A 23,951-nucleotide genomic window follows, 5' to 3' on the forward strand; every position below is an offset into this window, starting at 1 on the left:
CCAAAGGAGAATGATGATGGATTCATGGAAATGTACAATCTGTGGACATGTATATGACGCAGAGAAGGAAGGAACGCCATTTGAAGAGCTCCCCGAGACATGGGTCTGTCCGGTCTGTGCAGCACGCAAAGCCCTCTTTGTCAAGAAGGAGTGACCCGCATTGGTCGTCCGAAAGGTAACAGATGGAATCTCCTGGATTGGAGCAATCGACTGGGATCGCCGTCTTTTTGATGCCCTTGTTCCGACACCAAAGGGCACCAGCTACAACGCCTATCTGGTACGTGGGGCTGAAAAGACCGCTCTCATCGATACCGTTGATGAAGAGATGGAGATGGAGATGGTCACCAACCTGATGACTGAAAAGGTCAATACTCTCGACTACGTCATCATCAACCATGCCGAACAGGATCACTCCGGCTGCCTCCCGCTCATCCTTGATCTCTATCCGGGTTCGATGGTGGTGACGAATGCAAAGTGCAGAGAGCTTCTCATCGAGTTCTTCGGGATCGAAGACTGCAGAATCATGGTTATTGAGGATCAGCAGACTCTCGATCTCGGCGGGAAGACACTTCGCTTCCACCTCACCCCCTGGGTTCACTGGCCGGATACGATGTTGACGCAGGTCATTGAGGATAAGGTCCTCTTCACCGGGGACTTCCTTGGATCACACCTGGCTACCTCAGATCTCTTCATCCATGATCCCGAACGGCTTTATGAATCGGCAAAGAGGTATTATGCCGAGATTATGATGCCCTTTGCCGGGAGTATCGGCGGGTACCTTGATCTCATCGAAGGACTTGGCATCTCGATCATCGCACCAAGCCATGGCCCCCTCTATGATGACCCGTCACTGATCCTCGGGTATTACCGGGAGTGGGCGACAGGTGCACCGAAGAATACCGCTGTCATCGCCTATGTCACGATGCATGGCAGCACCAAAAAGATGGTTGATATCCTCTCAAACGCCCTTGTTGCAGAAGAAGTCCATGTTGAGCGGTTCGATCTCACCCAGAGCGATACCGGTCTTCTCGCAATGGCTCTTGTTGAAGCCCAGACGATCATCATTGCAACACCAACCGTCCTCTTCGGTGCCCATCCGCTGGCAGTACATGCGGCATACCTTACAGCCGCCATCAAGCCGAAGGCGAAGTATGCAACCGTCATCGGCTCGTTTGGCTGGGGAGGAAAGACGGTGAAGCAGATCAGCGATATGATCGCCCCACTCAAATGCGAGATCCTCGACCCGGTCTATGTGAAGGGGCAGGCCGTCGAGAAGGATATCACCGCCCTGAAACAGCTCGCACGGACGATCAGGGAGAAGCATGCAGAGTCCTCATAGAAGGGCTCTCTGATAGAATGATGATACCATGACAAATATCCATGAAATATACAAATGCGGCGTCTGTGGAAACATCACCGGCGTGATGCACAGTGGTAACGGAAAGCTCGTCTGCTGCGGCAAAGAGATGGAACTCCTCTCCGAGCAGACCGCAGACAAAACGAATGAGAAGCATGTGCCGATCATCGAGCGATCCGGAAAAGGATACCTGGTGACCGTCGGATCGACACCGCATCCGATGGAGGAGAATCACTATGTCGAGTGGATCGAGCTCCAGACAAAAGAGGGTATCCACAGGGCATATCTGACCCCGGGCATGGCCCCGGCCGCCTACTTCGAGACGGATGAAGAGCCGGTCAAGGCACGGGAATACTGCAATATCCATCTCCTCTGGGCAGATCGGTAATCCCTTTTTTTCTTTCAGAATTACTTAATAGCGCAGACAACCATCTGATTGTATGCCACAGCAATCATCGTATCGTATCGGAGAGGTATTCTCTCCAATTGATAATCTTAAAAAGTATTACTATCTCATTTACACAATAGTCGCCATCCCGATCATCTTCTTCTGTATCGGAGCAATAGCCCTCTTTGAAGGAGTGGGTGGGATCGTCATATCAATCCCGATCATCGGTACTCTCATATTCGTCCTTTACTGGATACCGCTCTTTTATGAGACCATCAGGTACGAGCTGACCCGGACGGAGATGACCTGGAGGCGGGGGGTATGGTTCCGCCAGACCGGGATCGTCCCCTATTCACGGATAACGAATATCGATATCATCCAGGGGCCGGTGATGCGGATCTTTGGGATCTCGTCGCTGAAGATCCAGACTGCCGGGTATTCGGCACAGCCACATGCCGAACTCCAGCTCACCGGGATTGCTGAGCCGGAGGAGCTTCGGGAGCTGATTATGGGCTTTGTCCGGTCAGGGCCGGGAATTGCAACCGAGTCGGGCGGAGATGGAACGGCAGGAGTGTCATCGGATCCTGTGGTCGATGAGCTCCGGCAGATCCGTGCGATACTCGGGCGGATCGAAGAGAAGCAGTAACCTCAAACCTTCACCGAAGGGGGGGGATCTCCCCTCTGCCGGCTCATCCCTTTTCTATACAGTCCTTATCCTGACTGCTCCAGAAACCAGAGAGAATGATCTTTATCTTCCATGATAGCGGATCATCTGTATGGTTCAGCGTACGTACCCCGGCCACTGCCTCATCGGAAAGAGGGCGACATTGAAGAGGGTTGATGAATGTGAGGAGGAGATGTCCCTGCCGGTGGTCAACTCCCCGCGATCAGGGCAGTGTGGATACGAAGGATGAAGACGGACAAGCCGGAGGCCGGGAAGAGCAGTACGAGGATGTACGCACAGTCGGAGCTCCTGAAACGGGGGTGGACAGCAAAACTGATCCAGCTCTTCGCACCTGAGCCGGATGCGATCAGGAAGAACCCATTCTTTGCAAAGGCCGCCCCGATGAAACTCTATGCCCCTGATCGGATTCATGAGATCGAGGGATCGGATCTCTTTATCGAGGCTTTTGAGAAGGCACGACGGCGGAAGGCCGGAGCTGCAAAGGCGGCTGCAACAAAGCGATCAGCACTCCTCGATCTCGTCAGCAGGATCGAGATCCAGATCGATGATGACAGGAATATCCTTGACAACGCCATAGAGTCCTATAATGGCTTTCATTTCATGCGTAGGCATGCAGATTATGAGCCGGCCTCAACCTTCTCAGATCCCCGTTTTCTTCAGAGGATCATGGTAAATTATGCCCGCCACAATCTCACCAGGTACGATGACCATATCGATGAGCTGTACCGGAAGGTTGGAAAAGCGGAGGCATACCGCCTGCTGAAGAAGAAGACGCTCATCGGGGTCGGGAAGAGATATCCGTCACTTCGGGAGGAGTGCAGGCGGCAGATAGAAGAGATCGGGAAAAAATGAAAGAGGATTTGCCTTAACGCCTCTTCTTCTCCTCATCATCGGTCTTACATTCGAGATCCGCAAGGATCAACAGGGGATCCTCAACCTTCCGGACGAGCTTTCTAATCCGCATCAGCCGCTCGATGCCGATGAAATGCTCAGCCATCACCCGTCCAAACGGCGACAGCTCGATCACCCCGCCACGGCGATGGACGATGCCATGTTTCTCCATCTCCGGAAGGGCATCCTCAAGGGTACCGACCATCTTCTGGTTCATCGACTCGAGATCACCCTCAATACCACGGGCGACGACGGCATTGGCGGCATATTCCTCGCTGCTCTCTTCCATCCCATAGAAGGGGGCGACCTCCTCCATAATCCCTTTGAGGAGCCGGAGTGCGATCTCCTCTTCCGTCGCCTTCGATTCACGGGAGTATGATCCCCCCGGCTCAGCAAGGATGACAACCCTGCCGGCATCATGGAAGTCCGGCCGTCCGGCCCGGCCCATCATCTGCTGAAACTCCTGGACGGTGAGCCATTCGATCCCCATCGCCAGGGCATCAAAGATCACCTGGGACGCAGGGAAGTCGACACCGGCGGCGAGGGCAGCCGTTGTGACGACCGCTGCGATCTTCCCCTTTGCAAACTTCGACTCGATATCCCGCCGCTCCTGTGCGGTGAGGCCGGCATGGTAGGGAGCGGCACGGGGGCCTATCGCCTCGGCGACCTGATGGCATCGTGCACGTGCATTGGTAAAGATGATCGTCTGCCCTTTGTAGCCTTTTGATGACTTCTTCCCAAACTCCTCAAAGACGAGCCGTTTGATCGTTGGTATCTTCGCGTCCCGTTCAACGAAGAGAAGGTGGCGGTCGAGTGGCACAGGACGTTCAGCATAGGTGACAAGGTGTGCATTCAGCTTCTTTGCAAGGAGATGGGGGGCTCCGATCGTCGCTGAGAGATAGATGAACTGTGCCTTGGGGGCGACATGCTTCAGCCGGGCGATCATCCCGTCAAGGCGATGGCCCCGCTCGGGATCTTCAAGCATCTGCACCTCATCGATGACGATGGTTCCTATCGACCGGAGCCGCCGGCCTCTCCTGAGGATATTATCCACCCCCTCATAGGTCCCGACGATGATATCAGAGCCGGCGTCCCTCCGGGCAACCGATCGCGTCTCAGGGAGGTTGAGCCTGGATACCCCCGTCGAGAGGGAGACACTGGCGATATCCTTATACCGATCATTAAACCGTTCGTACTTCTGGTTCGCCAGCGCAACAAGGGGAACAAGGAAGAGAACCCGCCCCCTCCCTTCAAGGAGATTCTTAAATCCCGCCATCTCACCGATGAAGGTCTTGCCACTTGCAGTCGCTGCAACAACAAGCTGGTGTTTTCCAAAGAGGAGACCTCCTTCAACGGCAAGCTGCTGGGCGGGCATCAGGGTCTCCACTCCGGCAACATCAAGGAAGGACCGTGGTACAGGGAGTTCGTCGAGGCGATCTGTCTTCCCGACCGGATGTGCCTCGACCCTGTCATAGAGGCTCTTCTTCATATCGGGGCTCTCCGGCTGGATGATCGCAAGCACCGCCTCGAGATCACGATGCTCCATCAGGAGATCCTCAATGTAGTTCCGTGTCTTCTTCCCGAGTTTCCGGAGATGGGAAAGTTCCCGGGAGAGCTCTTTCCGGGCACACTCAGGACAGATCTGCTCGCGGCCACACCGGATGGAGGTCTCCCTGTCAAGCGGGGTGACACGGTCCTCAAGCATGCAGATCCGGCAGAGACTGGTAAACTCAAATGATATCTGAAGACTTGCGAGGAACTCCTCCATCTGGGGATCTCGCATGGTCAGATGGACACTCCCCTGACGCAGAGCAATGAGAAGATCTTTTGTTGGTGTCTTCTGAAGATGGGATGCCCCCGGACGCCGGATCATAAACTCATCCGGGCGAATCCCCTTCGTCGTCCTGGCAAGGGAGACGGTTCCGATATGCCGGATTCTCCTATCATCATAAAAGATGATCCGGTATGCCTTCTTCCACGGGAGGATTATGGCGCTCATGATAGACTATGGAGCCGCCAGATCATGGATCGCATACGAAAGGCCGGCAGTCTCCAGCCGTTTGATGAAATCGGTAAATTCTGAATCGACGATGAGAATAGCACAGGTCAGCCCGTGGAATGCCGCCTCGATCACCCCTTCCCGGGCTCCATAGAACATATCGGATCTGATACCGGCCTTCTTCAGCGTCATGTATGCCTCAAGTCCGACAGCACCGACGATCTCTGCTTTCTGGACTATCCGGAAGAGCTTCTCCTGCTCGATCACAGAAGAGCCCCCACGCTCGATACGGGGGACTTTACAGACACAGATCGATCCCTCGGTATGATCGATGATCCCATTTAACCGGGCGACACCGACATCGCTCCCTTTCCGGGCATCCGAGATGACAACACCCATCGCAGCCTGTGGCTCCTTACCGGCGTACAATAGTCCCTTTTTCATGAAGACGCCGACCTCATCCCCTTTCCTGAGGTCTTCTGCTGCAAGTGCCGCCCAGACAGCGACCTGCTGAATGATATCACGCCGTATATGCCGGGCGTAGCTCTCGAGCTGTTCCGCACTCTGTAAAACCCACTCGATACCCTTCCGGGTAACAGCATACCGCCCCCGGCCTTCAGCACTGATGAGACCATCATCGGAGAGATCACGGATATACTCAGAGATTGCCTGCGGGGTTACCCCGAGCTTTTCAGCAATCTCCTGCTGGCGGACTGATGGCTGATGCTCGGCCACCTCGACCAGCACCTGGAACCGGGTCGTCTCCCGCTTGCTCCGAAGCAGGGTACTGAGAGGATCGTTATCGGTCCCCTTCAAGAAGAATCAACCCCTGCCCCCGCACATCAAATACAGGGAGGCGCTTTGCAATTCCCTTGACATAGATGGGTTTGACCCCCACCTTGCGCGCAATCTCTCCAATCGAGGTGTTTCCGGATGTCACCTCACCCATTATTTTATCCGATAGATCCCTGAGTGATTCGTCGTTTGATGTTGATATATAGAGCATTGAGACGAGATCTTCCATTGAACACTGGAAGTTCGCCCTGAATTTGAGATAGTTTACCCTGTACTCCTTCTCGGGCTTTTTTCCGGGAACAGTCCGCCATTGTTCCTCGATGAGATTTCCTTTCTTCAGCATGCGGAGGCAGCTGTTGATACATGCCTTATCATGATGTTCACATAGCTCCGCTTCTGTCACCCATGACTTTGAGAGCATTTCATACACAACTTTATATCCAGAGTTGTTAAAAGTAACAAGGAGAGGTACGAGCTCTACCGGGTCACTCACAATTTTTGTCTTCGGATGATCAGTCACTGCAAAAACCCTGTGTACTATATTGCCCTGTAATTCTATAACCTTATTGATAATCCATGCGGAGATCGGGCACCATAATTATCCGCGGGATCGTTCAGGGAGTCGGATTCCGCCCTTTCGTGTATGCTGCTGCACAATCGCTTGGCATACATGGAACAGTGACGAACCTCGGCAGCGAAGTCATCATTCATGCCGGGGGAGAGAGGTTCGATGAGTTTCTCCAGAAGATTCAGATCGGACCGAGGCTCTCGGTTATCGACGATTTTCTTGTGTATCCACTCGAAGGGGTGATACCTGATGGTTTTCATATTCTTGAGAGCGGACCTGGCAACCTGACAGGCCTCATCCCCCCTGATGTTGCCATATGCGACCATTGTATCGAAGATATATACGAGAGAGGGGGGCACTATTTTGGGTACTGGGCGACATCCTGCGTCGATTGCGGCCCCCGGTACAGCATCATCCGCGCGCTCCCGTATGATCGAATACGGACGACAATGGACCATTTTCCCCCCTGCACAATCTGCGAAGGCGATTACACGAATCCACTCTCAAGGCGCCACCATGCCCAGACAATCGCCTGTGCAGAATGTGGGCCGACGCTTGCGCTCATGGATCGGGATGGGAACACCCCCCCTGATACCGATACCATACAGCGAGCGGCAGAGCTCCTTGATGCCGGGAAGATCCTTGCGATCCGGGGTATTGGCGGTTTTCATATCGCATGTATCGAGTCTGCTGCGGAACGGCTCAAATCACTCCTTGGCAGAACAGAGCAGCCGCTTGCCATCATGGCTGAGTATGATGTCGCCGATGAGATGACCATCATCCATCCCGAAGATGCAGAGAGCCTCAGGAGCCCTGCCCGGCCGATCGTCGTCCTCGAAAAGAGGGATCACTCAGCCCATGAGACGATCTCAAACCTCCATACCATCGGGGTGATGCTCCCCTACACCGGCCTGCACCATCTCCTCTTCTCCCACCTCAGATCCCCTCTCCTCGTGATGACGAGCGCCAATACGCCAGGCGACCCGATGATCACCGAGATAGATCAGGCGATGTCCCGTCTTCGCGGCACAGTTGATTATTTCCTCACGCATAACCGGGAGATTATGAACCGGTGTGACGATTCGGTCGTTCGTGACGGACTCATCATCCGCCTCTCACGCGGCATGGCCCCGAAGAGGAGCAGAATTGATCTTGGAGAGAAGGCGATCCTTGCTGTCGGCCCTGAACTGAATGCCAATGCGACAATCTACAAAGACGGTATCTGTATCACCTCGCCGCATATCGGGAATATCAGAAATCCACCAACTCTCCGATACCTTGAGGAGACCGTCGACCGACTCCGTACTCTCACCGGGATCACCCCTGAGATCATCGCCTGTGATGCCCATCCCCAGTTCCTCTCAACACGGTATGCAAAGAACCTTGCAGAAGAGCTTGGAGCAGATCTCATCCCCGTCCAGCACCACCGGGCACATATCGCGGCAGCGACGTCGGAGGAGTGCATAGGTATCGCCATCGACGGGGTCGGATACGGGGATGACGGGACGGTCTGGGGCGGAGAGATCTTTGCAGGGAAGGCCCCGGAGTATGCACGGGTCGGACATCTTGAGGAGGTCCTGATGCCCGGAGGCGATGCAGCGACACGCCATCCGGAACGGATGCTCTATGGCATCATCCAGAGGGATGAGATCCTTGATCTCCTCAGCGACCGTGGCTGGAATGATGTTGCCCTCTCAGCCCTCGCCCACCAGGTCAGCAGGCGGTTTAACACCACCACGACAACAAGCACCGGAAGGGTTCTCGATGCCGCCTCTGCCCTTCTCGGCCTCTGCCGTGAACGAACCTATGATGGCGAACCTGCGATGCGGCTCGAGGCGGCAGCCGCCCATGGATCCCCAACAGACTGGGAGATCACCATCCATGATTCCGGAGGTACAGCAACACTCCTGACAACCCATCTCATGGAGAGGGCATTAGCAGAATATCTGCCATATACCAGTGAGCCGCCAATGGTACGCAGACGTGCTGTTGCAGATATCGCAGCGTCGTTTCAGTATAACCTGGCACGCGGGATCGCCCGTCTCGCCATTCTGGCAGCAGAAGAGACCGGGATCATGACGGCTGCCCTCTCCGGAGGCGTCTGCTATAACGGGATGATACGGAGTACCATCTGCTCTGAACTGAGCGACCATGGCGTCCGACCAATCATCAATAGCGACTATCCTCTTGGGGATGGTTGTATCTCGTATGGCCAGACAATAATGGCCGGGAGACGTTGAGATGTATGGACCCACGCGAGTATGAGCCGGAGATCAGAGAGTTTGGAGATCCTCCGGATAATCCCGATGAGGTAGTACTCGTCGAGCTGAAGCTCACCAAAGTGATGCAGCTCTACAATACCCTTGATCCGGCTCCATTTTATGAAAAAGAACTCGACCCGGATGCAGAAGAGTACATCTACTCATGGTTTGAGGAGATCCCCTTCGACCAGAAAGTCCGGATCATCATCTATCTTCCTGTCGAACTCATCTCCCATGAGGTGACGGAGAATATGAGGAAGGCGGTGAAGAACCATTTCCTCTATCTCAGAGGGCTTGCTGAACACTCCCTCTCGGTCCAGATGAAGCGGGAACGGAAGAATATGGTGATCGGTATCCTCTTCCTCTTCCTCTGCCTGACGATCAGCCAGCATGCCAATGAGATCTTCGAGCAGGGATCACTTGCCGAGCTGATCGCCGAGTCGCTGATCATCATCGGGTGGGTCGCACTCTGGAGACCGGTTCAGTTCTTCCTGTACGACTGGTGGCCGGTTAGAAAGCGAAGAAAACTCTGCAGGAAGATTGCCGAGACGGAACTGATTGTCACATCCCAGAAGGCAGGTATCTGATCTCCTGTAATACAGATACAAGAACGAGACGATATCGTCTGTGGATAGAAAATCAAAAAAAATTTAGCCGAAGAGGGCACCAAGGCCGGCCATTCCGGACTCTTCTTCCTCTTCCTTCTTCTCTTCTTCTTCTTCCTCTTCAGCAGGTGCAGCGGCGGCTGCAGCTGCAGGTGCAGCGGCGGCAGCGGCTACTGGTGCAGCAGCTGCCTTGCTGATGGCTTCCTCAACATCAACGCCATCAAGGGCGGCGACGAGTGCCTTCACACGGGATTCGTTAACAGCGATACCTGCGGCAGAGAGAACTGCCTGGACGGATTCTTCATCGATTGATTTTTCTGCAGAGTGCAATAAGAGAGCAGCGTAGATATACTCCATAATTCGTCACCTATTCTACTAATGCTTTGATTGTGTTCATCTGTCTGTATGCCTTTGAGATGATCTCGTCAATGACGGCCTTCTCATAGATAGCAGCCTCTATACCGAGACCGCGTGCATCACGGACAGCCTTTCCAATGATCGCCTCGATGGTAAACGCAGTCGGATAGGCTGCATTAACCGAGAGATTGAATGCCTGCTGGACAGCAAGAACGAGCTTGTTATAATATTCAGTCTCGTCGATGCCAAGTACGTCGGGGAAGTACAGCTGATCCTGATACAGAGCGACGTGAAGGGAGAGACCAACATCCATCGGTGCAACACCGAGTTTTGCAAGAATTCCGACCTGTTTACGGTCGACAGGCTCTCCAGCCTTTACAATCGTCTTTGTCTCTCGAATCTTGACCTTTCCGCCTTCGATGGTCGCAGGGATGCCTGCCTGCTGGAGCTCACTGACAATCGGACCTGGCTTAAAGCTGGTTGGTCCTTTTGCAACAACGATATCCTCAGGAGCGATCTCGCCGGCTTTGGCGGTACGCTTCGTCTTCGTCTGCTCAAGGGCTTTGAAGAGCTTGAAAGGATTATCATTTGTGAAGATCAGTGCAGAGTGGCCGGTGATATGTTCTTTCAGATCCTCAAAGCTGCCACCAAGTTCTGTGAACGCATGCTCAATGAGCGTGTTTCGCATCACTTTGATCTCTGTGGTAGCCCGAAGATTCCGACGAATCTGCTGGAACTGTGTAGCGGGAATGCCGTATGTGTCAATGAGACCCACAAGGCCATACTCCCCTACGTTCTTCTTCACTTCTTCAATCTCGTCCCGCTTCCACTGAGGAAGGTGGCGTGTGTACACTGCCATCTAGATCACCCTCACTGCAGGGCCCATCGTCGTCTTGACGAAGACCGAGCGGATATTCTGTGGCCCCTGATCAAGGCTTGACTCAACTCTCTTCAGGATAGTGTTGATATTTTCGGTTATCTGTTCAGGCGACATCTCAGTCGTCCCGACCTTGGCCGAGAAACTCATCTTATCCTTTGTCCGGACCCTGATGGAACCACGCAGACGCTCAACAATGGGTCTGATATCCTGTCCCGGTGGGATCGGCATCGGCATCTTGCCGCGTGGACCAAGTCGTGGACCTAACCATCGGCCAACAAGTGGCATAACGGCAGTCTCTGCAAGGAAGAAGTTGTACTCACATGCAACCTGTCTGGCTTCACGTGGAGCACCTCCCAGGCGTTCGATCTCCTCGGGGCCGATGATGATATCAACACCCGCTTCTTTCGCCTGTGAAGTTATTTCTCCCTTGCCCAAGACCGCGATCTTTTTGGTGCCTGCACTCTCAGGCAGAAGAATCGTCTCATCAATACGGTTTTTCGGCTGGGCCATGTCGATGTTCTTGAGGTTGACCGTCAGGTCGACACTCTCACGGAACTTCCGCTCTGGCGCCAGTTCGATAGCCTCGGATACGGCCTTGAGAATTTGGGTTTTATCAACCATTTGATGATGCCTCCATAGTCTTCGACCGCGTATGCGATCTCCTATGGTTGTCTCTATGTCTATGCGTTCAGCTGATCATCGAATTGGCCCGCATCGATCGCGGCAATTGCGTCTTTCGACTTCATGCCTTCGACCGTCACTCCAACGGAGCGACAGGTACCGATCACTTCCTTGACCGCATTTCTGAGGTCGTAGGAGAGCATCGACTCCTGTTTCATGCGAGCGATCCGGATGATCGCTTCGAGCGGCAGATTACCAACCGGCTGGGTGTTGGGGCTTGATGACCCCTTCTCGGAACCAACTTCTTTCAGAATCAGTGCTGTCGTCGGCGGGATACCCACCGAGATGGTGAAGTTCTTCTTATCGTCGACCTCCACCGTAACAGGCACAGTCATTCCGTTGAATTCCTTCGTCTTCAAGTTGATCTCGTCGACGACGGCCTTCACGTTGATGCCGAGAGGACCCAGCGCAGGGCCCAGTGGCGGGCCTGCGGTCGCTCTACCGCCGGGTACCAGTACCTCGACAGTTTCTGCCATAGTATCACCATGCCGACAGCCCATACAAGGGCTCTCAGCTGTGGTCTGTATATGTCAACGGCAGATAAGATAAAGATGATGGGATATCATCGGCTGAGATGAGAAGAGAGAGGAGAAGAGGAACTCCCCGGCGCAGAGAATTAGTCTTCACCCTTCCGCTCGATGACCCTGACATGGTCTCCGCGGACGGTGATCGGGATTGGAACGATACTCTCATACAGTTCGACGGTAATCTCCTCTTTGCCGATATCAATCCGTTTGACAACCGCTTTTTCACCCTTAAACGGTCCGGCGATGAGTTCGACGATAGTACCCTCTTCGATACCTGATACAACCGGTTTTGGTACGAGATAATGCTGAACCTCTTCAAGGCTCGTCTCGCCAGGAACGACAGAACGGGCACTTGGAATACTCTCCACCAGCTCCTGTATCCTGCTATGCTTCTCGGGAGACTCGACGATGACGTAGCCTTTCAGTTCTTCGGGGACGATGACCGCACTGACTTTGATATCAAGAAGCCTCCGCTCAATGGTGCGAAATATCGAGTCCGCAACCGCACGCTCCTGTTTGGAGGTCGTCTTGATGGCGTAGTAATGATTATCTGCCTCGGTCATGGTGATCAGGAGGGGAGGATGAGCATGAATTCATAGAGGATAAATCCGATCAGCCCGATGATCAGAATACCAATTCCTGCAACGAGGGCGATCTTTGAAAACTCTTCCTTGGTCGGGGTCCGTGCCAGTTTCAGGACACGGATATACTTACGAAATAACTCCTCATTCAGGTTAAGACCTTTGAGGCTCGGTTTCTTGAATTCAGGCATATCCATGGTACATCACTTGAGAAAATCGATATCATACTGTTTGTGGAGGCGCGATGAGCCTGCGGCATAATCGGCCTTTCCATATATCTGCGGGGACTGGACACCGGTGACGATGAGCATCGTCCTCATCCGGTTCTGCATCGCCGGGTCTATCTGGGCACCCCAGATGATCCTGGCATTTGGATCAATCCTCTCGTAAATCTCCTGAACCACACCTTCTGCCTCGGACATCGTCATATCCGGTCCACCCACGACATTGACGAGTGCGGCCGTGGCTCCGGATATATCAACATCGAGGAGGGGAGAGCGGAGGGCCTTCTTGACCGAGTCGATCGCCTTATCTTCAGAATCGGATTCGCCCATCCCGATCATCGCAATGCCACCCTGCTCCATGACCGAGCGGACATCTGCAAAGTCGAGATTGACAAGTCCGGGGAGGGTGATCAGCTCGGTGATCCCCTTCACAGCCTTCATCAGGACTTCATCTGCAACCTTAAAGGCGGTAGAGAGTGGAAGGCGGGGAACAACCTCGAGGAGCCGGTCGTTTGGAACAACGATGACGGTATCTGCAACCTCCCTCAGGTGTTCAAGACCAAGCTCCGCATTATCCATACGGTTTGCACCCTCTGCAGTGAACGGGAGTGTCACGACGGCGATCGTCAGGGCACCCTCTTCCCGTGCTGCTTTTGCAACGATCGGCGCAGAGCCGGTGCCGGTACCCCCGCCAAGGCCGGCGGTGACGAAGACCATGTGGCTTCCGGTGATGTTCTTATGAATATCATCCTCACTTTCGATGGCGGCCTCCTCACCACGTCGGGGAACAGCGCCTGCACCAAGCCCCTTCGTCGTCTGCCTGCCGATCAGAATTCTCTTGTCAGCACGGGTCATCGCAAGATGCTGTGCATCGGTGTTGACTGCGATCATCCGTGCACCATGGATATTCTCCTCAAACATCCTGGTGATGGTATTTGACCCGCCGCCGCCACATCCGACGACGGTGATGATGGTACGGAGACTCTGAAGGATATCATCAAAGTCGTCATCATCCATCTCTCCGACATGCTCTGAGCGCTCGGGAGCGTCTACTACAGGGGTGCCTTCATATGATGATGGGTGGGAAGCTGCCTCTTCAGCCTCCTCAATCTTCTTCCGTGATAATGCCTCTTCCACGATTGATCTCATGTATAACTCTCCAATCCCGGGATTTGTATCTCCTGTACCTCACAGGAACAGACCATAGCCGGCCTGATGACCCGATCTCCGACAGTGACAGTCTGCCCGTTGGCAAGCCTGCCGAAGAGCGGGCCAGGTGGTACCCCGAGCTTACGCGCGTACTCAGGGTTGAAACGATCTCTTCTGATGATAAGGCGATCACCCTCCATGACAGAATTATGATGTTTCGTAATCTGTTGTACACACAGGGTTATTAAATCACTTGCTAATTGTGATCCGCTCTCACGATACCCGATAAAGTCAGGGAGGGCAGGAGCCCCCCCTTTCTCAAGCCTGATGCATGGAGTGATGGTATTAAGGGAGGATATGAACTCTTCAGGGTGATACCTGAGCGCCTCGCTGAGGAGGGTATCCGGAAGAGAGATGATGGTGAGTTCCTCATGTTGATCGATCCCATGATTGCTCATCTTTGAGCCGGGGGCCGCCTTTTCTGCAAGATCTGAGGCGCTACACCAGATATTCCATGGAATATCACCCATAGCCCGAAGCGTACCTTCTGAGAGGATGCGGAGATCTGCTTCCCTGAGGAGGGCAGTGATATGATGTGCATCAGATGTGGAGACCGACTTCCTGTCGATATATCCGGCGACAGCCCCGCTCCTCTCCGCCATCCGACGGACAGTATCAATGGTGAGGCTTCCGGCCTCCCGGGAGTGGGCGATATGGCCAAATGCCCCGCGTGTCTCCGTGGCGATGGTCGACTGCCGCACCGCATAATGCGTCCCGCCAAACCCGATCATCGGGATTGCATCGGCTCCGGGTACTGCAGAAAGGACGCTCTTTGCGACGGCCCGTGCAGCCCTGGTATCATGCCACTCCACCTCGGTGCTACCAACCTCAACGAAGAGGGACGGGGTTGTCAGATCAGACGGGCCATGGTGTGTCACCTCATACCCGGCACGGTAGCCGGGAGGTGCAAATTGGAGAAGGTTCTTCAGTACAGCCTGCATCATCCCGGGATCAGCAGCGGCAAGTTCGTCGGGTTCTCCCCCATACGCAGCCTCACCGAAGTTCCCGGTCACATGAACCGTCAGGACAGGCTCAGGGCGGGTGCTGGTATGGCGGGAGAGGAAGATGATCCGATCGGCATCCACCTTCTGATCAAGTCCGCGCTCGTAGATGAGCCGCCCCTCAATCTCATGAATGATGATGCCATCGGAGAGGAGAGGCCATGCCGCCTCTCCCTCCTCATCGATGAGATCATGAATTGCAGCATGTATCAATACACCTGCCGGATCGATCCGTGAGTAAAGAAGCGCTGTAACCATACCGGGAAACGTACGCTCTGCACGGTAATGAGTCCTGCTCTTCCTGTCCGATCTGTAAATGCTATATCATAGGAACACAACGATACTTGTATGTCAGCAGATGCAGTAGCAGAGGCATTCAAAGCCGAAGGAATCGAGAAAGAGATCCAGTGTGAGATGGCATTTGCCATCTCCGAGAAGTACGGCATAGAGAAGTTCGATATCTCCCGGTACTGCAACAAAAACGGGATCAAAATTCGTGGTTGCCAGCTGGGTTGCTTCAAATGAGCAGGTTTCTCCGGGTCATTCCGGTTGCAGAGGCGATCACGTCGCTCCTTGCCATCGCACCGGATCCCGGTGTCGAGATGGTTGGACTGGAAGAGGCCCCGTTTCGCATTCTCGGTTCGGATATCACCGCACCAGATGATATGCCGGGTTTTGCCCGGTCAATCGTCGATGGATATGCCGTCACCGCTTCAGACACCGCCGGAGCAGGTGAGGCACTCCCCTCAATGCTCCTCAGCACCGGGAGGGTCGAGATGGGATCATCAGATCCGGGGGAGATCGGGCCTGGTTCATGCAGATATGTCCCGACGGGCGGAATGGTGCCAAAGGGCGCCGATGCCGTCGTCATGATAGAATACACCGAGGAGATGGGAGATCAGGTTCTGGTGAACAGACCAGCGGCCTCAGGTGAGAATATCGTCGCACCTGACGAGGACTTTACCAGGGGCGAGGTGATCCTTCAGGCCGGAAGAAGGATTCTCCCCCAGGATGCCGGTGTCCTTGCCGCCGCAGGTATCCTCTCCCTCCCGGTCAGGCAGGTACCGCGGATCGCGGTCATTGCAACAGGAGACGAACTTATTCCTCCGACCGCAGATCCATTGCCTGGCCAGGTGCGGGATGTCAACAGCATCGTCTGCGAGACCTTCATCAGGCAGTGCGGCTGTATCCCGGTCTCATGCGGCATCATCAGGGACAATCCTGCAGACCTCACATCCGCACTTCAGGAGGCGGTACAACGTGCTGATGCCGTCTTCATCTCCGGCGGGAGCTCAAAAGATGAGCGGGATGCATCAGCACAAGTGATTGCGGCGCTTGGAAAGGTACTCGTTCACGGAATCGCCATCTCACCCGGAAAACCAACAATCATCGGCGATGTCGCCGGCCGCCCCGTCATCGGACTCCCCGGGCATCCGTCATCGGCATTCATCGTCCTCCTTGCGGTTGCCGCACCCCTCCTTGCGGCGATGAGCGGCCGGCAGATGCCACTACGATCAATCCCTGCCACCCTCACGGCAGGCATTCCGTCTGCGAGGGGGAGAGAGGATTATGTCCGGGTCCGGTTGTATGACGGGGAGGCACACCCCCTCTTCTCAAAGTCCGGGCTGCTCCATACCCTTGTCCAGAGTGACGGGTATGTGATTGTGCCGGCTTCCTCAGAGGGATATGAGCAGGGGGCAGCTGTGGAGGTGATCCTGTGGTGAACAGGTACCTCTCCCTCGTCTCCCTCGAAGAGGCGGTAGAGACCATCATGACCCGATGCCCTCCACAGAAGCGGATCACCAGGATCCCGCTCCTTGAGAGTGTCGGGAAGGTTACGGCAGAACCGGTCTTTGCATACTATTCGGTGCCGGAGGCCCACCTCTCGGCAATGGACGGGATTGCGGTCCGATCACAGGATACGACGGGAGCAACAGATAAAAAGCCGGTTGTCCCTGACAATGCCGTCCGGGTCAATACAGGAAATGTCCTCCCTCCGGGATCTGACGCGGTGATCATGATCGAGGATGTCGAAGAGCTGGAAGGGAAGTATGCCATCCGAAGGCCGGCCGCCCCCTGGCAGCATGTCCGGCCGGTCGGAGAAGATATCGCCGAATCTGAGATGGCCATCCCGCGGGGCCATCGGATCCTGTATCATGATGTCGGGGCACTCGCCGCGTACGGGGTCACCGACCTCGCCGTCTCCACCATCCGGGCAGGGCTGATCCCGACCGGGAGCGAGCTTGTCCCCCATGGAAAGCGCCCCCTACCCGGCCAGGTCGTTGAGAGCAACTGCCTGATGGCGGCAGCCCACCTCAGGTCCCTGGGTATCGACGCGGTCCTCTATCCCCCGGTGGCAGATGAGCCGGATGCCATCAGGTCTGCGATCAGCGAGGCCGCGGAGAATTGTGACCTTGTGATAGTATCCGCGGGATCGTCAAAGGGGACGAAGGACTATACCGCCCGGATCATCGAAGAGATTGGGGAGGTCCTCATCCATGGTGTCGCGATCAAACCCGGAAAACCGGTGATCATCGGAAGGGTCAATGCAACGCCGATCATCGGTCTTCCCGGCTATCCACTCTCCGCCCTGACGATCATCCGTGAGATCATCACCCCCGTCATCAGGATGGCAGGAGGCAGTGCTCCGGACTATGGGACCATACAAGCCGAACTTACCAGAACACTCGCTTCAGATATCGGTACAGACGAGTTTGTCCTGATGACGGCAGGCGAGGTTGCCGGCAGGTTGATCGCCACACCCCTCTCCCGGGGTGCCGGTGTCCAGATGAGCGCTGTCCGATCAAACGGAGTACTACGGATTCCCCGGGATAGCGAAGGGGCAGAGACGGGCCAGGAGGTTGATATAGCGCTCTCTGTCCCTGAAGAGGCGATCCGATCCGGCCTCATTTTTGCAGGAAGCCATGATCCCGCCCTTGACCGGATGGCTGATCTCCTTGCACCGCTCCCTCTCCACTCGGCACATGTCGGAAGCATGGGCGGGGTGCTGGCATTGAAGCGGCGGCATTGCCATGCGGCACCCATGCATCTTCTTGCACCAGATGGAACCTACAACCTCCGGTACCTGGAGCGGTATCTCCCTGGTGAGGAGGTGACACTCATCTGTGTCGCCGAGCGGGAGCAGGGGATCGCATCGCGGGATGGCCTCTCGTTTGAGGATATCACCACCTCCTCGTTCGTCAACCGGCAGAAGGGATCCGGAACCAGGATGCTCCTTGATCACCTTCTGAAGGAGAGAGGAATCGATCCCGGATCAATCACGGGATACGACCGTGAGATGACGACACACCTCGCTGTCGCCCTCGCTGTGAAGAGCGGGGAGGCAGATACCGGGCTCTGTGTCGCATCTGCAGCAGAGACAGCAGGCCTCTCCTTTGTTCCGATAGGCACCGAACGGTATGAGCTGGCGATCATGACCGAGGATCTTCTGGACCCCCGGATCTCTGCGCTCATAGAAACCATCGGATCCGACGCCTTCAGATCGATCCTCTCCGGGATGGGAGGGTACAGGACCGGCGAGACCGGTACTCTGCAGACCCTCCACCTCTAATTCATCTCTTTTAATTCAAGCACAGTCAGGATATCGGTCCGGGTGACGATACCTATCAGCTGGCCGTCCTCGACGACAGGGATCCGGCCGATATTCTGCATCGCCATAATCTTCAGCGCCTCGGTGACGGATGCCGTCGGCGGAAGCGTCGTAACCGGCTGGCGGCTCATGACGTCGCGGACCTGCATCGCCTCACGGTCGATCTCCCCGGTCCGGTGAATGTCTGCAAGTGCGATGATCCCGATCAGCTCTCCCCTGTCAACAACAGGAAAACCGAGGTGTTTTGTCGAGTACATCAGCCTGATCACCTCATGCAGGGGCATCGTTGGTTCAACAACGCGGAGATCAGTGGACATGATCTCACCGACACTCACATCCTGGAGGAGGAAGTTGGTCGTCACCATCGAGGACTCCTGGCCTGCACCGACATAGATGAAGAAGGCGATGATGATCAGGAGGAAATTAAAGGAGAGAAGTCCGACGATACCAAAAAGGATGGCAAATCCGCGTCCGATATCTGAGGCGATCCGGGTCGCCTGATGAAGGGGCATCCGTTTTGCGAGCCATGCACGGAGGACGCGCCCTCCATCCATCGGGAATGCGGGGAGGAGATTGAACCCGAAGAGGAGGACATTGAGGAGCGCAAGATAGCCAAAACCATAGACGAGGACCCCGGCGACCGGCGCAGATATGACGACAGCATCGACGACATAGACGAGGATAAAACTGAGAATCCCAAGGCCAAGGCTCGTCAGGGGGCCGGCAAGTGCCATCGGGAGCTCAACCTTCGGATCAGGGAGGGTCTCCTCCATCGAGGCGACACCGCCGAAGATGATCAGGGTGATCGAGTTGATTTTGATGCCTTTGGCTCGTGCGATAAGGGAATGGGCGAGTTCGTGGACAAATACACAGAAGAAGAGTGAGAGCGCAACCAGTGCACCCAGGATATACGGGATATATTCCTGTGTGATAATCGTCCGATCAATCGGTATTCCGAATAAACCTTCGATCAGGTCAACGGTCAGGCCGATCTGGCTGCCGATGATCCATGCAAAGAGAGGGATGACGAGTAAAAATGTGAAATGTAGACGAACAGGTATGCCAAAAACCCTTCCTATCTCCAGCGATCCATCCATGAAAAGGATTATCTTTTTTAAGTATTTAGTATATATCTTGAACAGATAGCTATGAAGTGGCAGATTACCGATCTCTTTGGCATGAGCGTCTACACCGACAGAGCAGTCTTCATCGGCAATGTCGAGGATGTCATTATTGATGTCGATAACAAGAAGATGGCATCACTTGCAATCACAAAGATTAATCCCGATATTATCGATCTGAAGGCGTTTAAGGGTGTCAAGATACCATATCGCCTCATAAAGGAAGTATCCGATATTGTTCTGATCCGTCATATTCCTGGGGCATTCAAGACGTCTGCCGCTCGGGACCAGTCTGAATGAAGGACCGGGAGATCTTCTCTGCACTTCGGACGACTGCCCCCTGCTTCATCAGGCTGGACGGGCGATCATTTCGCAGTACAGCCCGGGCTTTGGCGCTCACCAAACCGTTTGATCTGAGGCTTGCAGAGGCAATGGAGGCGGTTGCATCGCTCCTTCTTGGAAGGAGCGGCCTCTCATTCCAGTTCGCCTATACCTTCTCCGATGAGATCAATCTCTTTCTCAGAACGCTTCCATTCGAGGGGCGTATCGAGAAGCTCGATTCGGTTGCCGCATCATATGCTGCAAGCGCGCTGACCCTGAGCCTCGGATTAGAAGAGCCGGTCGCATTTGATGCACGCATCATACCGGTATCTGATGATATTGCCGTTGAGTATCTCATCTGGAGACAGAAGGAGGCGTGGAGAAACCACAATAATGCATACTGCCAGTGGGCACTCGGAGAAGAAGGGTACTCACCGGCAGAAGCCCAGGAGAGACTCCACAGGATGAACACACCGGCGATGCATGAGATGATGTATTCGCGGGGGATAAACCTTGCAGAGACACCCGCATGGCAGAGGCGGGGGATCATCGTCTGCAGAAGAGAAGAAGAGTATCAGGGGTATAATCCGGTAACCGGAGAAGAGACGGTGACAATACGATCACGGATCGTCCCGGACAGAAACCCCCCGGTCTTTCATACGGAAGAGGGGAGGGAGCTCCTCTCTTCACTCCTTATCTGAGGGAATAAGGGCTATCCGAACGGGTATCCCTTCAATATCCCATTCTGTTGCGAGACCGCCGGATCCATGATCATCACCCTTCTCCCGGGTAAAGAGGAGAGATGATGCCCGGATCTCTCCGGCGATCCAGTCCCCGGACCCTTCAAGGAGCCCGAGAATACGCGGTTCTCCGATGAAGATCGTCGCCCTGATCGTCTCTTCAACGGCAAGATCCATCTGTTTGCGCATCTCCTGAACACGCCGGATCACCTCGCGTGCATATCCTTCCGCCTCGAGATCATCGGTGAGGGTGACATCGATGTAGATCGTCGCATCGGGCATCTGCGCTGAGAATACATTTTCCGGTAGCTTTTCACTGAAGGCAACGTGATCCGGTGTTATTGCAACCTCACGATCCCCGATTGGGATCATTGCCGAACCACTTTTTTGTATCTGCGCACGAAGGGCGGTCCCGTCAGCCTCCTCAATGGCACGTTTCAGGAGCGGGCCCTCTTTCCCAAACTCCGGACCAATCTTCTTCATCTGCGGCTCAGCGGTCCAGAGGATCCGATCCCATGTTCCGGAGACGACGGTGATATCCCTGCAGTTGGCGCGTGCCTTGCAGAGGGTGAGGAGAGAGTCGATGGCCTCTTTCACCTGATCACTCTCTGTAACGATGATAACCTCCCCGACCGGCCAGCGGAGTTTCCTCTTTCCGGCCTGCCTCGCATTGGCAATCGCATCATCAAAGGACTGGACGACACGCATCGCCCCTTCGATGTCAGGATTGATGAGAGACGCATCAGGTGCCACCCAGTCGAGCATATGCACACTCTCCGGATCCCCGGCAAGCTTCAGGTTTCTGTACATCTTCTCGGCGAGGTGCGGGATGATGGGGGCGGCAACCCGGACAAGCGACCGCATCACATAGTACATCGTCTCATAGGCCTGCTGCTTGCTCTCAGACTCCTCTTCAAGCCACATCCTCTGCCGGACCAGCTGAACATACCAGCGGGAGAGATCATCGACGATGAAGGTCTGGAGACGGCGTGTTGCCCGGTGAATCTGGTACTCATCCATCGCCTCGCTGAATTCGGAGATGAGTGAGTTCATCCTGGAGATCAGCCAGCGATCCTCAACCGCACCCGAGGACGCAATCACAGCAATGGCAGAGGGATCATAGACCCCGTCTGCATCAGCCGCCGGTGAAAAGCCGTCGAGGCGCATATACGGAATCGGGAACCGGTAGACATTCCAGAGGATGTTCAATGCCCGGTGAACCGTCCGGACACCCTCCCAGTTGAACTTCAGATCATCCCATGGAGCACTTGCAGAGAGGATATAGAACCGCAGAACATCGACACCGAATTTCCCGATGACCTCTTCGGGAGTGACGACGTTTCCGAAGCTCTTTGACATCTTCTTCCCCTGTGCATCGAGGGCAAATCCGTGCATCAGGACCTTTTTGTATGCCGGCTGCCCAAACGCGATCTGAGAGAGGCAGAGTTGCGAATAGAACCATCCCCTGGTCTGATCCTGCCCTTCCGTGATGAAGTCGGCAGGCCATAGTTTCTCAAATGCCTCTTTCTCACCCGGATAGCTGAGTGTTGCCCATGATGCCACTCCTGAATCGAACCAGACATCGAAGATATCCTCGACCCGCCGCATCGTTCCCCCGCAGGTACAGGGTATGGTGATCGCATCGACCATCGGGCGATGGGGGTCGGTGATGGCCATCCCTGAACGCTCCTCAAGTTCAGAGAATCTCCCGATGACCGTGTATTCATCACAGGAGGGGCAGACCCAGACCGGGATCGGAATCCCCCAGTATCTCTGGCGGGAGATACACCAGTCACGCACCCCGTCAATCCAGTCATGGAACCGGGCACTCCCCGCCCAGTCAGGATACCAGGTCACATCATCCCTGATAGAGGTGAGCATCTTCTCCTTCGCCTCGCTTGCCCTGATGAACCACTGTGAGGTGGCACGGAAGATGTTTGGAGCCTTGCACCGCCAGCAGTGGCCGTACCGGTGGGTCAGCTTCTTCTCGGCGATGAGGGCCGGGCCAAGGGCCCTGACAATATCCTTATTCGTCTGGGGCTCCTTGACCGGGCGGCCGGCAAATGCCCCCGCCTCTTCGGTAAATGACCCTGTCCCATCGACCGGGCAGACGATCGGAAGATTCTCCTTCATTCCGAGGACATAGTCATCCCATCCATGGCCGGGAGCGATATGGACCATCCCGGAATGCTCCATCGCAACAAAATCGGCTGCGACAACGCGGTGGGGGATCGAGGCCTGCATCGGGACGGCATCAAGGAGCGGAGAGTCATAGGCGGTTCCGACCAGGTCAGACCCCGTCTTTGTCCCGAGTATCTCGTAATCCTGGTATCTGCCTGCCTTCAGGATACCTTCGACAAGCTCCTCGGCAATCCAGAGAATATCGGATGCCCCGTCCCGTATGGCGCGGACCCGTGCATATACTGCCTCGGCAGAGACGGCGACGGCGACATTGGCCGGGAGTGTCCATGGTGTCGTCGTCCAGATGACGAGATACTCATCGGTGAGACCCTGTATCGGGAACTTCACATAGATCGACGGATCGGTCTCGTCCCAGTACTCAACCTCCGCATCGGCGATGGCAGTCTCGCATCGTGGGCACCAGTTGACGACACGGTACCCACGCTCAAGCATCCCTTCTTCACTGACACGCTTGAGCGTAAACCAGGCAGCCTCAATATAGTCATCCGAGATGGTCTGATACGGGTTCTCAAAGTCAAGCCAGACCCCGAGATCTGAGAACTGCCGGCTCATGATCTCTTTATGCGTGACGGCGAAGTCCCTGCATTTTTCAACGAATTTCCCGATCCCGAAGGTCTCAATATCTTTTTTGGATTCAAAACCAAGCTCGTTCTCGACACGCACCTCAATCGGGAGGCCATGCATATCATACCCTGCGCGGTCGATGACATCGAGGCCATGCATCCGGTGGTACCGCAGGATGGCATCCTTGAGGATCTTGTTCCAAGCGGTTCCGAGATGAATGTACCCTGTGGTATAGGGAGGACCATCAACAAAGAAGAATGGGCGTCCGTTTTTCCTCAGTTCCTTTACTTTTTTGTAGGTATCCTCAGCACTCCAGAATGCCCGTGCCTCCTCCTCAACCCCATGCGGGGTATAGCTGCCTGTGACGTCTTCCACCTGGATCCC

The 23,951-nt window shown here is 55.0% G+C and carries 26 protein-coding genes; 13 read left to right on the forward strand and 13 right to left on the reverse strand.

What is annotated here, in order from left to right:
* Positions 1-10 precede the first annotated feature (10 nt).
* From J2T58_RS03655 to J2T58_RS03680, 6 genes are all read left to right on the forward strand, one after another.
* Entirely contained in the window at positions 11-154 is a 144-nt protein-coding gene (locus J2T58_RS03655) for a rubredoxin (protein ID WP_366518432.1), read from the forward strand.
* 6 nt (positions 155-160) lie between these two features.
* Positions 161-1,339: an FprA family A-type flavoprotein gene (locus J2T58_RS03660; RefSeq protein ID WP_253487508.1), complete on the forward strand. Its 1,179-nt coding sequence runs from the start codon at positions 161-163 to the stop codon at positions 1,337-1,339.
* Positions 1,340-1,367: 28 nt separating this feature from the next.
* Positions 1,368-1,745: a desulfoferrodoxin gene (locus J2T58_RS03665; protein WP_253487511.1), complete on the forward strand. Its 378-nt coding sequence runs from the start codon at positions 1,368-1,370 to the stop codon at positions 1,743-1,745.
* Between the two features lie 52 nt (positions 1,746-1,797).
* Positions 1,798-2,391, forward strand: a complete 594-nt coding sequence (locus tag J2T58_RS03670; RefSeq protein ID WP_253487513.1) for a PH domain-containing protein — start codon at positions 1,798-1,800, stop codon at positions 2,389-2,391.
* Between the two features lie 130 nt (positions 2,392-2,521).
* Complete coding sequence (locus J2T58_RS03675) at positions 2,522-2,659, forward strand: hypothetical protein (RefSeq protein ID WP_253487515.1); 138 nt, start codon at positions 2,522-2,524, stop codon at positions 2,657-2,659.
* Complete coding sequence (locus J2T58_RS03680; protein WP_253487516.1) at positions 2,656-3,282, forward strand: hypothetical protein; 627 nt, start codon at positions 2,656-2,658, stop codon at positions 3,280-3,282. The genes J2T58_RS03675 and J2T58_RS03680 overlap by 4 nt, the downstream gene beginning before the upstream one ends.
* Before the next feature lie 13 nt (positions 3,283-3,295).
* On the opposite strand, the gene J2T58_RS03685 is transcribed toward J2T58_RS03680, so the two are convergent.
* From J2T58_RS03685 to J2T58_RS03695, 3 genes are read right to left on the reverse strand one after another with little or no spacing between them, the layout of a single operon-like run.
* Complete coding sequence (locus J2T58_RS03685; protein WP_253487517.1) at positions 3,296-5,320, reverse strand: DEAD/DEAH box helicase; 2,025 nt, start codon at positions 5,318-5,320, stop codon at positions 3,296-3,298.
* A 6-nt stretch (positions 5,321-5,326) separates the two neighbouring features.
* On the reverse strand, positions 5,327-6,136 hold the full coding sequence (locus J2T58_RS03690) for a DUF7839 domain-containing protein (RefSeq protein ID WP_253487518.1): 810 nt from the start codon (positions 6,134-6,136) through the stop codon (positions 5,327-5,329).
* Entirely contained in the window at positions 6,120-6,635 is a 516-nt protein-coding gene (locus J2T58_RS03695) for an ArsR family transcriptional regulator (protein WP_366518433.1), read from the reverse strand. The genes J2T58_RS03690 and J2T58_RS03695 overlap by 17 nt, the downstream gene beginning before the upstream one ends.
* Before the next feature lie 56 nt (positions 6,636-6,691).
* Between J2T58_RS03695 and hypF the strand changes: the two genes are divergently transcribed.
* Together hypF and J2T58_RS03705 are read left to right on the forward strand one after the other, a co-directional pair.
* Positions 6,692-8,923: a carbamoyltransferase HypF gene (gene hypF / locus J2T58_RS03700; protein ID WP_253487520.1), complete on the forward strand. Its 2,232-nt coding sequence runs from the start codon at positions 6,692-6,694 to the stop codon at positions 8,921-8,923.
* A 5-nt stretch (positions 8,924-8,928) separates the two neighbouring features.
* Entirely contained in the window at positions 8,929-9,531 is a 603-nt protein-coding gene (locus J2T58_RS03705) for a hypothetical protein (protein ID WP_253487521.1), read from the forward strand.
* A 63-nt stretch (positions 9,532-9,594) separates the two neighbouring features.
* Here the strand turns inward: J2T58_RS03705 and rpl12p are convergent, their stop codons facing one another.
* The 8 genes from rpl12p to J2T58_RS03745 all read right to left on the reverse strand — a co-directional run bounded on the left by rpl12p (position 9,595) and on the right by J2T58_RS03745 (position 15,267).
* On the reverse strand, positions 9,595-9,906 hold the full coding sequence (gene rpl12p / locus J2T58_RS03710) for a 50S ribosomal protein P1 (RefSeq protein ID WP_253487522.1): 312 nt from the start codon (positions 9,904-9,906) through the stop codon (positions 9,595-9,597).
* 10 nt (positions 9,907-9,916) lie between these two features.
* A complete protein-coding gene (locus J2T58_RS03715; protein ID WP_253487523.1) occupies positions 9,917-10,765 on the reverse strand; it encodes a 50S ribosomal protein L10 in 849 nt (282 codons plus the stop codon).
* A complete protein-coding gene (locus J2T58_RS03720; RefSeq protein ID WP_253487524.1) occupies positions 10,766-11,407 on the reverse strand; it encodes a 50S ribosomal protein L1 in 642 nt (213 codons plus the stop codon).
* Between the two features lie 59 nt (positions 11,408-11,466).
* Positions 11,467-11,943 (reverse strand): 50S ribosomal protein L11, encoded by a 477-nt coding sequence (locus J2T58_RS03725; RefSeq protein WP_253487525.1) that lies wholly within the window; start codon positions 11,941-11,943, stop codon positions 11,467-11,469.
* Between the two features lie 140 nt (positions 11,944-12,083).
* Complete coding sequence (locus J2T58_RS03730) at positions 12,084-12,557, reverse strand: transcription elongation factor Spt5 (protein ID WP_253487526.1); 474 nt, start codon at positions 12,555-12,557, stop codon at positions 12,084-12,086.
* Positions 12,558-12,562: 5 nt separating this feature from the next.
* Positions 12,563-12,772 (reverse strand): protein translocase SEC61 complex subunit gamma, encoded by a 210-nt coding sequence (locus tag J2T58_RS03735; RefSeq protein WP_253487527.1) that lies wholly within the window; start codon positions 12,770-12,772, stop codon positions 12,563-12,565.
* A gap of 6 nt (positions 12,773-12,778) precedes the next feature.
* Positions 12,779-13,948: a cell division protein FtsZ gene (gene ftsZ / locus J2T58_RS03740; RefSeq protein WP_436262629.1), complete on the reverse strand. Its 1,170-nt coding sequence runs from the start codon at positions 13,946-13,948 to the stop codon at positions 12,779-12,781.
* A complete protein-coding gene (locus J2T58_RS03745) occupies positions 13,945-15,267 on the reverse strand; it encodes a D-aminoacyl-tRNA deacylase (protein ID WP_253487528.1) in 1,323 nt (440 codons plus the stop codon). The genes ftsZ and J2T58_RS03745 overlap by 4 nt, the downstream gene beginning before the upstream one ends.
* A gap of 90 nt (positions 15,268-15,357) precedes the next feature.
* Here J2T58_RS03745 and J2T58_RS03750 point away from each other — a divergent pair, with 90 nt between their 5' ends.
* Genes J2T58_RS03750 through J2T58_RS03760 form a run of 3 tightly spaced genes read left to right on the forward strand, consistent with a single transcriptional unit; the run spans position 15,358 to position 18,580 of the window.
* Positions 15,358-15,534 carry a hypothetical protein gene (locus tag J2T58_RS03750; RefSeq protein ID WP_253487529.1) on the forward strand — a complete coding sequence of 59 codons (177 nt, stop codon included), beginning with the start codon at positions 15,358-15,360 and terminating at the stop codon, positions 15,532-15,534.
* Positions 15,531-16,733: a molybdopterin molybdotransferase MoeA gene (locus J2T58_RS03755; protein WP_253487530.1), complete on the forward strand. Its 1,203-nt coding sequence runs from the start codon at positions 15,531-15,533 to the stop codon at positions 16,731-16,733. The genes J2T58_RS03750 and J2T58_RS03755 overlap by 4 nt, the downstream gene beginning before the upstream one ends.
* Positions 16,727-18,580, forward strand: a complete 1,854-nt coding sequence (locus tag J2T58_RS03760; RefSeq protein WP_253487531.1) for a molybdopterin biosynthesis protein — start codon at positions 16,727-16,729, stop codon at positions 18,578-18,580. Before J2T58_RS03755 ends, J2T58_RS03760 begins: the two co-directional genes overlap by 7 nt.
* Here J2T58_RS03760 and J2T58_RS03765 read toward each other — a convergent pair.
* Positions 18,577-19,716, reverse strand: coding sequence for a CBS domain-containing protein (locus J2T58_RS03765; RefSeq protein ID WP_253487532.1), 1,140 nt, complete (start codon positions 19,714-19,716; stop codon positions 18,577-18,579). The genes J2T58_RS03760 and J2T58_RS03765 overlap by 4 nt on opposite strands.
* A 51-nt stretch (positions 19,717-19,767) precedes the next feature.
* On the opposite strand from J2T58_RS03765, the gene J2T58_RS03770 reads away from it, so the two are divergent.
* Entirely contained in the window at positions 19,768-20,040 is a 273-nt protein-coding gene (locus tag J2T58_RS03770; protein ID WP_253487533.1) for a PRC-barrel domain-containing protein, read from the forward strand.
* A complete protein-coding gene (locus J2T58_RS03775; protein ID WP_253487534.1) occupies positions 20,037-20,762 on the forward strand; it encodes a tRNA(His) guanylyltransferase Thg1 family protein in 726 nt (241 codons plus the stop codon). The genes J2T58_RS03770 and J2T58_RS03775 overlap by 4 nt, the downstream gene beginning before the upstream one ends.
* Here J2T58_RS03775 and ileS read toward each other — a convergent pair.
* Positions 20,748-23,942, reverse strand: a complete 3,195-nt coding sequence (ileS, locus tag J2T58_RS03780) for an isoleucine--tRNA ligase (RefSeq protein WP_253487535.1) — start codon at positions 23,940-23,942, stop codon at positions 20,748-20,750. The two genes, J2T58_RS03775 and ileS, sit on opposite strands and share 15 nt — an antisense overlap.
* Positions 23,943-23,951: the final 9 nt, after the last annotated feature.

It is taken from the genome of Methanocalculus alkaliphilus (assembly GCF_024170505.1).
Taxonomy (GTDB): domain Archaea; phylum Halobacteriota; class Methanomicrobia; order Methanomicrobiales; family Methanocorpusculaceae; genus Methanocalculus; species Methanocalculus alkaliphilus.

Coding starts and splice junctions, on each gene's coding strand:
- ftsZ (WP_436262629.1), bottom strand. CDS start 13,948: ATGAGATCAATCGTGGAAGAGGCATTATCACGGAAGAAGATTGAGGAG.
- J2T58_RS03755 (WP_253487530.1), top strand. CDS start 15,531: ATGAGCAGGTTTCTCCGGGTCATTCCGGTTGCAGAGGCGATCACGTCG.
- J2T58_RS03750 (WP_253487529.1), top strand. CDS start 15,358: ATGTCAGCAGATGCAGTAGCAGAGGCATTCAAAGCCGAAGGAATCGAG.
- J2T58_RS03745 (WP_253487528.1), bottom strand. CDS start 15,267: ATGGTTACAGCGCTTCTTTACTCACGGATCGATCCGGCAGGTGTATTG.
- J2T58_RS03770 (WP_253487533.1), top strand. CDS start 19,768: ATGAAGTGGCAGATTACCGATCTCTTTGGCATGAGCGTCTACACCGAC.
- J2T58_RS03680 (WP_253487516.1), top strand. CDS start 2,656: ATGAAGACGGACAAGCCGGAGGCCGGGAAGAGCAGTACGAGGATGTAC.
- J2T58_RS03685 (WP_253487517.1), bottom strand. CDS start 5,320: ATGAGCGCCATAATCCTCCCGTGGAAGAAGGCATACCGGATCATCTTT.
- J2T58_RS03730 (WP_253487526.1), bottom strand. CDS start 12,557: ATGACCGAGGCAGATAATCATTACTACGCCATCAAGACGACCTCCAAA.
- J2T58_RS03775 (WP_253487534.1), top strand. CDS start 20,037: ATGAAGGACCGGGAGATCTTCTCTGCACTTCGGACGACTGCCCCCTGC.
- hypF (WP_253487520.1), top strand. CDS start 6,692: ATGCGGAGATCGGGCACCATAATTATCCGCGGGATCGTTCAGGGAGTC.
- J2T58_RS03725 (WP_253487525.1), bottom strand. CDS start 11,943: ATGGCAGAAACTGTCGAGGTACTGGTACCCGGCGGTAGAGCGACCGCA.
- J2T58_RS03735 (WP_253487527.1), bottom strand. CDS start 12,772: ATGGATATGCCTGAATTCAAGAAACCGAGCCTCAAAGGTCTTAACCTG.
- J2T58_RS03705 (WP_253487521.1), top strand. CDS start 8,929: ATGGACCCACGCGAGTATGAGCCGGAGATCAGAGAGTTTGGAGATCCT.
- J2T58_RS03765 (WP_253487532.1), bottom strand. CDS start 19,716: ATGGATGGATCGCTGGAGATAGGAAGGGTTTTTGGCATACCTGTTCGT.
- J2T58_RS03675 (WP_253487515.1), top strand. CDS start 2,522: ATGGTTCAGCGTACGTACCCCGGCCACTGCCTCATCGGAAAGAGGGCG.
- J2T58_RS03670 (WP_253487513.1), top strand. CDS start 1,798: ATGCCACAGCAATCATCGTATCGTATCGGAGAGGTATTCTCTCCAATT.
- J2T58_RS03655 (WP_366518432.1), top strand. CDS start 11: ATGATGATGGATTCATGGAAATGTACAATCTGTGGACATGTATATGAC.
- J2T58_RS03720 (WP_253487524.1), bottom strand. CDS start 11,407: ATGGTTGATAAAACCCAAATTCTCAAGGCCGTATCCGAGGCTATCGAA.
- J2T58_RS03665 (WP_253487511.1), top strand. CDS start 1,368: ATGACAAATATCCATGAAATATACAAATGCGGCGTCTGTGGAAACATC.
- rpl12p (WP_253487522.1), bottom strand. CDS start 9,906: ATGGAGTATATCTACGCTGCTCTCTTATTGCACTCTGCAGAAAAATCA.
- J2T58_RS03715 (WP_253487523.1), bottom strand. CDS start 10,765: ATGGCAGTGTACACACGCCACCTTCCTCAGTGGAAGCGGGACGAGATT.